This window comes from Brevibacterium sp. BRM-1, assembly GCF_026802075.1.
GTDB lineage: Bacteria > Actinomycetota > Actinomycetes > Actinomycetales > Brevibacteriaceae > Brevibacterium > Brevibacterium rongguiense.
On the sequence record NZ_CP113788.1, the window covers coordinates 497,515 to 509,145 of the forward strand.

Genomic DNA, 11,631 nt, shown 5'->3' on the forward strand with positions numbered 1-11,631 from the left:
TCTCGCCCGTCCACCACGATCAAAGGCCCCGCCCATGCCGCTGACCACCGACTCGATCGCCGACGCCGCGCTCGCGATCCTCGCGGACTTCGGCATGGGGGATCTGTCGATGCGCAGGCTCGCCCGCGACCTCGATGTCCAACCCTCCGCGCTGTACTGGCACGTGAAGAACAAACAGGAGGTCTTCGTCCTCGTCAGCCGGAGGTTGTCCGCCGAGGTCGATGCGCGCCTGCCCCGCGGCACCGCGGCGAGCGCGGTCGTGGTCGCCACCGCGCTGCGCGATGTGCTGCTACGCCACCGCGACGGGGCGGAGATCTTCCTCCTCGCCTACTCCCTCGACGCCGAATCGACCGTGCCGGAGCGCCTCGAGGAGGCGGTGCCGGACCCGGCCGCGCAGGAGGCCCTGCTGTCGTTCGTACTGGGCCACGTGCAGATCGAGCAGAACCGGCAGCTGCTGGGCGTCGCCGATGCGGGCGCGGGGGAGCGGTTTGCCGCCGCGCTGTCCTCCGTCGCACGGGCCCTGCTGCCCTGAGCACCGACCGCGCCGACGGGCCCAGCGAACACCTCGCGCGCGGTGCGGCCGCCCCTGGCCGGGGCGCCACCCCGGCGGATCGGCACAGGGCCGAGCGAGGCCGCGGCGACGGCACCGGCGGGCGTTAGCCTGTCGGCATGGGCGTGCGGCTGGACAATGTGGGCATCGTGGTCGAGGACCTCGATGCGGCGATCGAGTTCTTCGTGGTGCTGGGTCTCGAGTGCGAGGGCCGAGCATCCGTTGATGGTGATTGGGCCGGCCGCGTGACGGGGCTGCCCGGGCAGCGCGTCGACATCGCCACCGTGCGCACCCCCGACGGGCACGGCAGGCTCGAGCTCTCGCGCTTCCGCGAGCCCGCCCCCGCGGCCGACCACCGCCGCGCGCCGGTCAACGCGCTGGGCTACCTGCGCGTCATGTTCAACGTCGACGACCTCGATACGGTACTCGACCGGGCGCGGGCGCTCGGCGCCGAGCTCGTCAGCACCGAGGTCGTCGACTACAGGGGCGTCTACCGCCTGTGCTACATCCGCGGTCCCGAGGGCATCCTGCTGGGACTGGCCGAGTCGATTGGGTGAGCGGGATCGGGGACCTTGACTGATAGCGCTCAAGTCAGAGTCTCCTGGGGCGCGGCGCCCCTGGCCCCGTTCGACGAAGCCGCCCATGTCAGTGGCCCGGGTTACGGTGGCCGCACCATGGACACCCTCGCACTCGATGCTGTTCTGCTGCGCCTGGCGCGCAGCTCGTTTCGCGCGCGCTTCCACCTGCGCGGCGGCGAGCAGGAGTACGTGCGCTCGCGCGGCATGGCCACGGTCCGGTGCCACGCTCAGGACTTCATCGGCTCCCGGCTGGCCCCGGCCCGGCCGGCGAAGGACGGCCAGCAGACCCCGTGGGGCGGTCACCCCGTCTTCCGCGGCCAGCACGCCACGGCGACGTGCTGCCGGACGTGCCTGGAGCGCAATCACGGTTTCGCGCGCGGCCAGCCGCTCACGCAGGACCAGCAGGCGTACATCGTCGACCTGCTCTGCCGCTGGATCGAGCGTCAGGCCGCGGTCGCAGGGGGCGCTCCCGGTGCGGATCACCAGTCGGCGCTGTTCTGAGCCCGGGGCGCCGCGCCGGGAGGGGTGCGCACGCCCCGGTGCCGGCCGGCCTCGCCCGCGCTGCCTGCGCGGCTATTCGCGCTCGGCCCCGTGGGCATCCGCCTCGCGCAGGGCGGTGGCGAGGTAGGGCGCCGAGGTGCTGTCCGGCGCCTCGGCGACCTGTGCGGGGGTGCCCGCCGCCACGATCCTGCCGCCTTCGTCACCGGCACCGGGCCCCAGGTCGATGACGTAGTCGGCGGCGGTAATGACGCGCATGTCGAGCTCCACCATGATGACGGTGTTGCCCGCATCGACGAGCGTCTGCAGGTGGTTGACGAGCCGGTCCGCGTCCGCGCAGTGCAGGCCGGAGGTGGGCTCGTCGAGCAGGTATAGCGTGTCGCCGCGCTGCGCGCGCTGGAGCTCGCTGGCGAGCTTCACGCGCTGCGCCTCACCGCCGGAGAGCTCCGTGGCCGGCTGGCCCAGGCGCAGGTAGCCCAGGCCCACATCGTGGAGTGCGGTGAGCGAGCGCATGATGTCGTACTCGCCCTCGAAGAACTCGAGGCCCGCCTCAACGCTCATGTCGAGCACCTGCGCGATCGTCGCGCCGCGCCACGTGATCTCCAGCGTGCTGGCCCGGTAGCGCGTGCCGTGGCAGTCCGGGCACGGGGTGAAGACGGAGGGCAGGAACAGCAGCTCGACCATGACCTGGCCCTCGCCCTCGCAGGTGGGGCAGCGGCCGCCGGACACATTGAACGAGAAGCGACCGGGCTTGTAGCCGCGGGAGCGCGCCTCGGGTGTCTGGGCGAAGCGCCGGCGCACGTGGTCGAACAGACCCGTGTACGTCGCCACGTTCGAGCGCGGGGTGCGGCCGATGGGCCGCTGATCGATGCTCACCACCCGGTGCACGCCGCTGAGCGCACCCGAGATCGTGCCGTCGAGCTGTCCGGGCCCCTCCGACAGCAGCAGCTCATCGCCTTCCGGCTGTTCGTCCTCGGCGCCGGTCGGGCGGCCTAGCCGCTCGCCCACGACGGCGGGCAGCACCTGGCTCACGAGGCTCGACTTGCCGGAGCCGGATACGCCCGTGACCGCCGTGAGCGCACCCAGGGGGAAGTCGACGGAGACGTCGCGCAGGTTGTTGCGGGCGACGTGCGACAGGCGCAGCCAGTCGGAGGGCGTGCGCGGCGTGTGCGGGGCCAGCCCGCTCCCGCCGAACAGATAGCCGCGGGTCTGCGAGTCCGCTGCGTTCGCGAGCCCCGCGGTGGGACCGCTGTAGACGACCCGTCCGCCGTGCTCACCGGCACCGGGGCCGATGTCGACGAGCCAGTCGGCCTCGCGCATGACCTCCACGGAGTGCTCGACGACGAAGAGGCTGTTCCCCCCGCTCTTGAGGCCGCTGAGGATGCCCAGCAGCGCCGCGACGTCCTTGGGATGCAGCCCCGCGGACGGCTCGTCGAGGACGTACGCCACCCCGAACAGGTCGGAGGTCAGCTGGGTGGCCAGGCGCAGGCGCTGGAGTTCGCCCCCGGAGAGCGTGGGGGTCGTGCGGCCCAGCGAGAGGTAGCCCAGCCCCAGGTCGATGATGGGGCGCAGTCGGTTGACCAGCTCCGCGCCCAATCGCGCGGCCGCGGCCCGCTTCTCCGCCGACTGGTTGCCCGTGCGGCGCACGTCTGGGGCGGCCGCGTGAGCCGATCCACCGGCGGCAACGCGCCGCTCGACGGCGGCCCGCCGCGCCTCGGCATCGAGCCCGGCGTCCGCGCCAGTGCTCGCCGATTCGCCACTGGCCGTCGTCCCCTGGCCCGCGTCCTCGGACACCGCGCCGTCGAGGTCCGCAGATTCGGGGGCCTGGGCGAGTGCGGTCAGGCGCTCGGTGAGCTCCCACAGCGGCAGGGCGGAGAAATCGGCGATGTCGAGGCCGTCGACGGTGACGGAGAGGGCCTCGGGCTTGAGCCGCTTGCCGTGGCAGGCCGGGCACGGCGCGGAGCTGAGGAACTCGGCGGCCCGGCGCTTCATGCCGGCGCTCTTGGAGTTTGCGAACGTGTCGAGCACGTACTTGCGCGCACCCACGAACGTGCCGTGATAGCTGTACTCGTCCCCCGCCTCGGCGGCGGCCTGCGCCTCCGGCAGCGACAGGCGCGAATAGACGCCCACGTTCGGCGTCTCCTCCGTGTAGAGGATCCAGTCCCGCTGCTTCTGCGGCAGGTCGCGCCAGGGCACATCCACGTCGTAGCCCAGGGCCACGAGCACGTCGCGCAGCTGGTGGCCGTGCCACGCCGTGGGCCAGGCGGCGATCGCGCGCTCGCGGATCGTCAGGGAGGGGTCGGGCACCATGCGCTCCTCGGTGACCTCGTAGACCCGGCCGATGCCGTGGCACTCCGGGCACGCCCCCTCGACGGTGTTGGGGGAGAAGTCCTCCGCGTAGAGCATGGGCTGCTCCGGCGGGTAGTCCCCGGCGCGGGAGTAGAGCATGCGCACGAGGCTCGACAGGGTCGTGATGCTGCCCACCGAGGAGCGGGCACTGCGGCCGCCGCGCTGCTGTTGGAGCGCGACCGCAGGCGGCATGCCGGTGAGGGAGTCGAAGTCCGGCACACCGGCCTGGTCGATGAGGCGGCGCGCATAGGGCGCCACCGACTCGAGGTAGCGCCTTTGCGACTCCGCGAACAGCGTCCCGAAGGCCAGCGAGGACTTGCCGGAACCGGAGACGCCGGTGAAGACGACCATGGCGTCGCGGGGAATCGTGAGGTCGATATCGCGCAGGTTGTGCTCGCGGGCGCCGCGCACGCGGACGTCGGGCTGGATGGCGGGCGGGGCGATGGACGCGGAGGCGGGACCGGAGTCAGCTGACATGTGGCCCAGGCTACCCAGTGGGGGAGGGCATCGGGCCTTGGTCGCACTGCCGTTACGGCGGCGATCGGGAAAACATCGCCGAAGGGCAGGTGGGGTGGGCCCAGAGGGACTCGAACCCCCGACCCTCTCGGTGTAAACGAGATGCTCTAGCCAACTGAGCTATAGGCCCCACTTGCGTCATCCGGCCAGGCCGGCGACGAGTTCCGAGTATGCCACAGGCGCGGTGCGCAGCGGCCCAGGCGAGCCGTGTTCGGCGCGGTCGCTGGGAACCGCTGACCGTGGGTCGGCTCTGATTCGAGCTGGCCTCAGCTTGGCGACTGCCCGGAGCCATACTGCGGCGGCTGCCCGCCCTGCGGCGGCCGCTGCCCCTGCGAGCCCTGCGGCGGCACGGCGCCGCCCTGCTGCGGCTGACCGTACTGGGGCGCCTGGCTCTGCTGGCCGGGCGGGCCGTAGGCCGGCTGGCCGGGATGTGCCGGCCCCTGGTTCATGCCGGGCTGCCCGTATTGGCCGGGCTGGCCGGGCTGTGGCCCCTGCGGCCGCTGCGCCGTCTGCTTCTTGTTGCTGCGAGTGACCAGCACGATGATGAGGGTGATCCCACCGGCGATGACGAGGAACACGACAACGACGATCACCAGGATGATGAGGTGGAGCAGTGAGGCACTCATGCGGCCGCCTTCCCTTGGGCGCGGCCCATCGCGGCGCGCTGCTGGCAGACTACTGGGCGACCGGGGGCCCGACAACCGGTGCACGGGCCCCGGCGGGGTGCGGCCGCGCCGCGCGGGCGCACCCCGCCGCGCGGGTCATCGCCGCGCATGAGCGCGCACACCCCCGCCATCCATGGTCCATGGTGGCCCGCCGCCCTGCGCCAGAGTGACCGCCCCCGCACCTCGCACCCGCGGTCCAACCAGATAGGCTTGCCTAAGAGCGAGGCTGTGCGGTTGCGGCCCCATGCGGGACGCGCCGCCGGCAGCGCCACCCAGTCCGCAGGACGCCGCACAGAAGGAGCCGCCATGGAGCACCAGATCCCGGACCTCGAATACCTCAAGTCGGTCATGAAGTTCGAGAACCCGTTCAAGAACCCCAAGATCGCCCGCCTGGAGAAGGCGCAGACGGTCTGGGACCTGCGCAAGATCGCCAAGCGCCGCACCCCCAAGGGCCCCTTCGAGTACACGTTCGGCGCGGCGGAGAACGAGGTGGGCCTGCAGCGGGCCATCAGCGCCTTCCGCGACGTGGAGTTCCACCCGAGCATCCTCCACGACGTCACGAACGTGGACACGGGCTGGGACGTGCTGGGCAAGCGCGTCGAGTTCCCGGTGGGCATCGCGCCCACCGGCTTCACCCGCCTCATGCACGCCGCAGGCGAGCGCGCCGGTGCCCGCGCCGCGCAGAACTACGGCGTGCCCTTCGCGCTGTCCACCCTGGGCACCACGAGCCCCGAGGAGGTGCGCAAGGCCGCCCCCGATGCGCGGCTGTGGTTCCAGCTCTACATGATGAAGGAGCGCCACCGCTCCTATGAGCTCGTCGAGCGGGCCAAGGCCCAGGGCTTCGACACCCTCCTCGTCACGGTCGACACGCCGGTGGCCGGCGCCCGCCACCGCGACAAGCGCAACGGGATGTCCTTCCCGCCCCAGCTGACGCTCAAGACGATGATCGACGCAGCCCCGCGCCCCGAGTGGTGGATCAACTTCCTCACCACCGAGCCGCTCGAGTTCGCCGCGATCCGCAACTGGAACGGCACGGTGGGCGAGCTGCTCGACACGATGTTCGACCCGTCCATCACCTACGACGACCTTGCCGAGATCCGCGACCTGTGGGGCGGCACCGTCGTCGTCAAGGGCGTGCAGAACGTCGAGGACGCCAAGAAGCTCGCGGACTTCGGGGTGGACGGCATCCAGCTGTCCAACCACGGCGGCCGCCAGCTCGACCGCGCCCCCGTCCCGTTCCGCCTGCTGCCCGAGGTCGTACGCGAAGTCGGCAAGGACCTCGAGGTCCACGTCGACACGGGCATCATGTCCGGAGCCGACGTCGTCGCGGCGATCGCCCACGGCGCCCGATATACGCAGGTGGGCCGCGCCTACCTCTACGGCCTCATGGCCGGTGGTGAGATGGGCGTCAACCGGATGCTCGCGATCCTCACGAGCGAGGTCACGCGCGTCATGAAGCTGCTGGGCGTCTCCTCGCTCGAGGAGCTCGAGCCCAAGCACGTCACGCAGCTCGACGACCTGCGCCCGCGCATCGCCGACGAGGTCGACGCCGCCCGCAACCGCGCCGCCGCCAAGCGCTGAGCCGGGGGAGGGGCGGCCCATGGGCGAGCGGATCTACGCGACGACGGCGCACAACACGGGCGGCACCCACGGCACCGTGAGCCTGAGCGACGGGCCCAGCGTGACGACGGGCCCGCCCCAGCACCCGGAGGCCGGGACGAACCCGGAGCAGTTCCTCGCGATGTCCTGGGCCACCTGCCTGTCCGCCTCCGTCGAGGTGGCTCTGGGGCGCCTGGGCATCGACGCGGCCGCGCACCCGCCGCAGGTCAGCGTGGAGGTCGCGCTGCTGAGCCGGGACGGGGAGTACGCGTTCGAGCCGCGCGCGCGGGTGGACATCCCGGGCCTGGACGCGCAGCGAACGCTCGAGGCGGCCCGGGCCGGCCACGCCCGCTGCCCGGTCTCCAAGCTGCTGCGCGGCCAGGGGACACCGGTGGTCGAGGCGGCCGGCCAGGCGATCTGAGCGCCACGGGCGGCGCATTCCGCCCGGCCGCGTTCGCCATTGCCACCACCGTCACCGCGCCCGAGGTGCGGGCCGAGCACCGCCCGGCCCGCGCCTCGGGCGCGGTGTGCTGTACCCCGGCGCCGGCGTGAGCACGGGGCCGGGAGTCGCCGTCATGCGGCGGCTCCCGGCCGCCTGCGGCCGGCCGACGACGTGCACCGACCGACGACGTGCACCGACCGACGACGTGCCCCGGCCGTTGTGCGTCGGTCAGTCGTCGTCGCGCAGCGTGCGCTTGAGGATCTTGCCCGAGGAGTTCTTGGGCAGCGCGTCGACGAAGCGCACGGACTTGGGCACCTTGAAGCCGGCCAGCCGGGACTTCACGTGCGCGATGACGCGCTCCTCGGTGAGCTCGCCCTTGCGCACCACGTAGGCGGTGACGGCCTCGATCCACTTCTCATCGGGCCGGCCGACGACGGCGACCTCTGCGACCTCGTCGAGTTCGAAGATGGCGTCCTCGACCTGCCGCCCGGCCACGAGCACACCGCCGGTGTTGATGACGTCCTTGACGCGGTCGACGACCTCGACGAAGCCGTCGGCATCCTGGCGGACCAGGTCGCCGGAATGGAACCAGCCGCCGGTGAATGCCTCGGCCGTGGCCTCCGGCTTGTTCCAGTACCCCTCGCACAGCTGCGGGGAGCGGTAGAGGATCTCGCCCTGCTCCCCGGTGCCGACCGTCTGCCCCTCGGCGTCGACGACCTTCGTCTCCACGAACAGCGCCGCCCGGCCGGCAGAACCGGGGTGATCGGCGTGCTCCTCGGGTCGCAGCACGGTGCACAGCGGGCCCAGCTCCGACTGCCCGAAGCAGTTGTAGAAGCCCAGGCCCGGCAGCTTCTCCTGCAGCCTGGCGAGCACCGGCCCCGGCATGATCGAGGCCCCGTAGTAGGCCTTGCGCAGGCTGGAGAGGTCGAACGAGTCGAAGTCCGGGTGGTTGGCCAGTGCCACCCACACGGTGGGCGCGGCGAAGAACGTGTTGATGCGCTCGGCGGCGAACGCGGCCAGCAGCTCACCGGGGACGGGCGCGGGCACGATGATGTTCTCCGAGCCCACCATGAGCCCGGGCAGCAGGAAGACGTGCATCTGGGCGGAGTGGTAGAGCGGCAGCGCGTGGATCTGGCGGTCCTCGGAGGTGAAGTCGAGGATCGCGAGCGCGCTGAGGTACTCGTGGACGAGTGCGCGGTGGGTCATGATCGCGCCCTTGGGGGCCGAGGTGGTGCCCGAGGTGTAGAGCAACTGCGCAACGTCCGTGTCAGCCACCGGGAACTCGTCGTCGCCCGCGGGCTCGATGTCCTGGGCGGAGACGATCGGCAGCAGGTCCTCGAAGCTCAGCAGCTGCGCCTCGCGGCCGCGCTGCGTGGCGCGCACGGCGCCCAGGAAGTCCGCATCCGCGATGACGGTCTGCGCTCCGGAGTTGTCGAGGATGTAGTCGAGCTCGTCGCCCGTGAGCTGGTAGTTCACCGGCACGTGGATGAGGCCGGCGCGCACCGTGGCCAGGAACGCGAGCGCGTAGAGGTCCGAGTTCTTGCCGTAGGCGGCCACGCGGTCTCCCGGCCCCAGCCCGCGGGCCAGCATCTCGCGGGCGAGCGCGGTGACGGCCGCATCGAGCTGCTCGTAGGACCACGTGCGGTCGGCGAAGCGCAGGGCGGTGTCCGTGCGGAAGCGGCGCGCGGAGCGGCGGATCACGTCGGAGATGGTCGAGGAGCGCATGGGGGTGATCGTCATGGCGCAAATCTAGCCTCCGCGCACCCGGGCGTGTATTAGGTTTGACATATGGATTCGCCCCGCGTTCGCGATGTCGTCACCGCCTGCCAGCGGCTCTGGCCGACCGCCTGGGCCGAGCCGTGGGATTCCGTCGGCCTTGCCGTCGGGCGCCCCGAGGCGCCGGTGGAGGCCATCCTGTGCGCCCTCGATCCGGTCGATGCCGTCATCGCCGAGGCCCGTGAGGGAGGCGCGGACTTCCTCTTCACCCACCATCCGCTGCTGCTGCGCGGCGTGACCTCGGTGGCGGCGGACACGCTCAAGGGCGGCCAGGTCGCCGAGCTCATCGAGGCGGGCATCGCCGCCTTCAACGCGCACACGAACGCGGACTCCGCAGTGGGCGGGGTCTCCGATGTCCTCGCTGACGCCATCGGGCTGCGCGAGCGGCGGCCCCTCGCGCCCACCGCCGGCGCCCCGGACGGCGTGGGCATCGGCAGGGCAGGCGCGCTCCCGGAGCCCCTGAGCGTCAGGCAGCTCGCCGAGGCGCTGGCCGAAGCACTGGCGCCCACGGCCACCGGCGTGCGCGTCGCCGGCGACCCGGAGGCCCGCGTCGAGACGGCCGCCGTGCTCGGCGGGTCCGGCGATTCGCTCTTCGACGAGGTGCGCGCGGCCGGCAGCGACGTCTACATCACCTCCGACCTGCGCCATCACCCGGCCTCCGAGGCCCGCGACACCGCCCACCGGGGCGCCGGCACCCCGCACCTCATCGACATCTCCCACTGGGCCGCCGAGGCGCTGTGGCTGCCCCGGGCGGCCGCGCAGCTGGCCGACGCGCTGGCCGGGGACGGCTTCGCCGTGCGCATCGAGCTCTCCGCCGTGCGCTCGGATCCCTGGGACCTGTGCATCGGGCAGCCGGGGTTCGCCTAGGTGGCCGCCCGCGTTGCCGCCGCGCCGCGGCACCGGACCGCCCCCGTCCGGGCGCCCGCGTTTTCCCCGGCGCCTGCGCGCGGCCCGGCTGCGCCGCAGACCCGCCCCTTGCCCAGTCCCGCACCCGCGTTCAGCCCCGCACCCGCGTTGAGCCCAATGCCCGTGTCCAGCCCAGTGCCCGTGTCCTACACCGGACCCGCGTCTCACTCTCTACCCACGATCGACGGAGGTCGCCCATGAAGCTCGATTCTCAAGCCGCTGGAGCGGTCGCTGCGTGGATCGACATCGCCGGCCGGCTGCGGCGCAACCGCCACGAGGCACAGCAAGCGGACCTGCTCGAGCGCCTGCGCGCCGTCGCGGCCGAGCACAAGGACACCGCTCAGACGATCGCCGCGGGGGAGGCCCGCGAGGCCGAGCGCCAGCAGGAGCTGGCCGAGCGCGAAGCCGAGGTCGCCAAGCGCCGCGGCCAGATCGAGGCGATGGACGCAAAGCTGCAGGCCGGCGAGGGACTGACGTCGAAGGACCTCGTGGCGCTCCAGGGCGACATCGCGACCTCCCAGGGGCTGCTCGGGGAGTCCGAGGAGGGCGAGCTGGCTGCGATCGAGGCGCTGGAGAAGACGCAGGAGCGCCTCGCCACGCTGCGCGCCAGGGCCCAGGAGCTGGCCGCGCAGGGCGGCAGGCTGCAGGCCGAGCGCAAGGAGACCGCCGAGCGACTGGACGCCGAGCGCGCGGACCTCAGCGCCCAGCTCGAGGCGCAGGCGTCGCTCATCCCGGTGGAGTTTCGTGCCCAGATCGAGGGGAATGCCGCGCAGGGCGGGGTGGGCGCGGCGCTCATCTCCGCCGGCGCGTGCGGCGCCTGCGGCACGGCGTTCAGCGGGCGCACCGCGGCGGCCGTCGCCGAGGCGCCCGGCGGCCAGACGTTCGTGTGCGAGGAGTGCGAGGTCCCGCTCGTCAAGCCGTGAGCGGCGCGGCCCTCAGCCCTCGACGACGAGCGTGAGGACCGCCGGCTGCGCGCCGACGGGCGGGCGCAGCTCCACGCGGAACGCCTCAGCGGCGGCGGACTCGAGGGCCTCGAGCGTGGCCGGCATCCGGCCGGCCCGGCGCAGCAGGTGGCCCGCGAGCGCGCCGCGGGCGTGCTTCGCGTTGTGCGAGATCACCTTGCGCTTGCCGCCGGTCTCCGTGACGGCCTCGACCGTGACGACGGCCTCCGGTGGCCCCGGCCAGGCCCGGCGGTACTCCGCGGAGCGGCAGTCGAGGATGAGCTGGCCGGCGAATGCGTCGTCGAGGACCGGTGCCAGGCGCGGCCGCCACCAGGCGGCGAGCCCGCCGAGCGGCGGCAGCGAGGTCTTCATCGCCAGCCGGTAGGCCGGGATCCGGTCACGGGCGCCCACGATGCCGAACAGCGCGGAGGACACGTAGACCCCGCTCAGCCGGCGCCGGGCCCGCGCATCGAGGTCGGCGGCGCCCAGCGCGCCGTAGAGCACGCCCGTATAGGTCTGGATCGCGGGGGCGGCGTGCTCGGTGCGCAGGTGGGTGTTGCGCTCGACGTCGGCGGCCAGACTGGGGCCCACGCCCAGGGTGAGGAGCGCATCGGGGGCCGCCGAGGCCTCGGCGAGGGCGGTGAGCACCTGGGCGCGCTCGGGCGCCAGCTGCGCGAAGCTCAGCGCCTCGAGGTCCAGGGGGCGCCCGGAGCGCGCGGGTGTCTTGCCCTCGGAGGGCGGGAGCAGGATGATCACGGCACCCACTGTAGTGAGGCCGGGGAAGTCTGCAGTGAGGGCGGGGGAGTTCGCT

General features: G+C 72.8%; 11 protein-coding genes and 1 tRNA gene. 7 read left to right on the forward strand and 5 right to left on the reverse strand.

All coding sequences use genetic code 11. The features are described 5' to 3' along the window. Positions 1-34 precede the first annotated feature (34 nt). The 3 genes from BRM1_RS02180 to BRM1_RS02190 all read left to right on the forward strand — a co-directional run bounded on the left by BRM1_RS02180 (position 35) and on the right by BRM1_RS02190 (position 1,629). The gene (locus tag BRM1_RS02180) at positions 35-532 is read left to right on the forward strand and encodes a TetR family transcriptional regulator (protein WP_160952446.1); all 498 of its coding nucleotides are present in this window, start codon (positions 35-37) and stop codon (positions 530-532) included. Between the two features lie 137 nt (positions 533-669). Then, positions 670-1,107, forward strand: a complete 438-nt coding sequence (locus BRM1_RS02185; RefSeq protein ID WP_268527751.1) for a VOC family protein — start codon at positions 670-672, stop codon at positions 1,105-1,107. Between the two features lie 117 nt (positions 1,108-1,224). After that, positions 1,225-1,629 carry a DUF4186 domain-containing protein gene (locus BRM1_RS02190; protein ID WP_268527754.1) on the forward strand — a complete coding sequence of 135 codons (405 nt, stop codon included), beginning with the start codon at positions 1,225-1,227 and terminating at the stop codon, positions 1,627-1,629. A 72-nt stretch (positions 1,630-1,701) separates the two neighbouring features. Here the strand turns inward: BRM1_RS02190 and BRM1_RS02195 are convergent, their stop codons facing one another. The 3 genes from BRM1_RS02195 to BRM1_RS02205 all read right to left on the reverse strand — a co-directional run bounded on the left by BRM1_RS02195 (position 1,702) and on the right by BRM1_RS02205 (position 5,117). Next, the gene (locus BRM1_RS02195; RefSeq protein WP_268527757.1) at positions 1,702-4,452 is read right to left on the reverse strand and encodes an excinuclease ABC subunit UvrA; all 2,751 of its coding nucleotides are present in this window, start codon (positions 4,450-4,452) and stop codon (positions 1,702-1,704) included. Between the two features lie 95 nt (positions 4,453-4,547). Then, positions 4,548-4,621 (reverse strand) — tRNA-Val (locus BRM1_RS02200). A gap of 136 nt (positions 4,622-4,757) precedes the next feature. Next, positions 4,758-5,117, reverse strand: coding sequence for a hypothetical protein (locus BRM1_RS02205; RefSeq protein ID WP_268527760.1), 360 nt, complete (start codon positions 5,115-5,117; stop codon positions 4,758-4,760). 345 nt (positions 5,118-5,462) lie between these two features. Between BRM1_RS02205 and BRM1_RS02210 the strand changes: the two genes are divergently transcribed. Together BRM1_RS02210 and BRM1_RS02215 are read left to right on the forward strand one after the other, a co-directional pair. Then, complete coding sequence (locus tag BRM1_RS02210) at positions 5,463-6,737, forward strand: alpha-hydroxy acid oxidase (protein WP_160952441.1); 1,275 nt, start codon at positions 5,463-5,465, stop codon at positions 6,735-6,737. A gap of 19 nt (positions 6,738-6,756) precedes the next feature. Then, entirely contained in the window at positions 6,757-7,176 is a 420-nt protein-coding gene (locus tag BRM1_RS02215; RefSeq protein WP_268527763.1) for an OsmC family protein, read from the forward strand. Positions 7,177-7,425: 249 nt separating this feature from the next. Here BRM1_RS02215 and BRM1_RS02220 read toward each other — a convergent pair whose 3' ends face one another. Then, complete coding sequence (locus tag BRM1_RS02220; RefSeq protein WP_268527766.1) at positions 7,426-8,937, reverse strand: fatty acyl-CoA synthetase; 1,512 nt, start codon at positions 8,935-8,937, stop codon at positions 7,426-7,428. 48 nt (positions 8,938-8,985) lie between these two features. On the opposite strand from BRM1_RS02220, the gene BRM1_RS02225 reads away from it, so the two are divergent. Next, positions 8,986-9,840, forward strand: coding sequence for a Nif3-like dinuclear metal center hexameric protein (locus BRM1_RS02225; protein WP_268527767.1), 855 nt, complete (start codon positions 8,986-8,988; stop codon positions 9,838-9,840). 236 nt (positions 9,841-10,076) lie between these two features. Beyond that, positions 10,077-10,802: a zinc ribbon domain-containing protein gene (locus BRM1_RS02230; protein WP_268527768.1), complete on the forward strand. Its 726-nt coding sequence runs from the start codon at positions 10,077-10,079 to the stop codon at positions 10,800-10,802. Positions 10,803-10,814: 12 nt separating this feature from the next. On the opposite strand, the gene BRM1_RS02235 is transcribed toward BRM1_RS02230, so the two are convergent. Continuing rightward, a complete protein-coding gene (locus tag BRM1_RS02235; protein WP_160952437.1) occupies positions 10,815-11,576 on the reverse strand; it encodes a YaaA family protein in 762 nt (253 codons plus the stop codon). Between the last annotated feature and the right edge of the window lie 55 nt (positions 11,577-11,631).

Bases quoted from the DNA above. Each gene is read 5' to 3' on its own strand.
- BRM1_RS02195 (WP_268527757.1), bottom strand. From the start codon at position 4,452: ATGTCAGCTGACTCCGGTCCCGCCTCCGCGTCCATCGCCCCGCCCGCC.
- BRM1_RS02180 (WP_160952446.1), top strand. From the start codon at position 35: ATGCCGCTGACCACCGACTCGATCGCCGACGCCGCGCTCGCGATCCTC.
- BRM1_RS02215 (WP_268527763.1), top strand. From the start codon at position 6,757: ATGGGCGAGCGGATCTACGCGACGACGGCGCACAACACGGGCGGCACC.
- BRM1_RS02210 (WP_160952441.1), top strand. From the start codon at position 5,463: ATGGAGCACCAGATCCCGGACCTCGAATACCTCAAGTCGGTCATGAAG.
- BRM1_RS02190 (WP_268527754.1), top strand. From the start codon at position 1,225: ATGGACACCCTCGCACTCGATGCTGTTCTGCTGCGCCTGGCGCGCAGC.
- BRM1_RS02185 (WP_268527751.1), top strand. From the start codon at position 670: ATGGGCGTGCGGCTGGACAATGTGGGCATCGTGGTCGAGGACCTCGAT.
- BRM1_RS02220 (WP_268527766.1), bottom strand. From the start codon at position 8,937: ATGACGATCACCCCCATGCGCTCCTCGACCATCTCCGACGTGATCCGC.
- BRM1_RS02225 (WP_268527767.1), top strand. From the start codon at position 8,986: ATGGATTCGCCCCGCGTTCGCGATGTCGTCACCGCCTGCCAGCGGCTC.
- BRM1_RS02230 (WP_268527768.1), top strand. From the start codon at position 10,077: ATGAAGCTCGATTCTCAAGCCGCTGGAGCGGTCGCTGCGTGGATCGAC.
- BRM1_RS02205 (WP_268527760.1), bottom strand. From the start codon at position 5,117: ATGAGTGCCTCACTGCTCCACCTCATCATCCTGGTGATCGTCGTTGTC.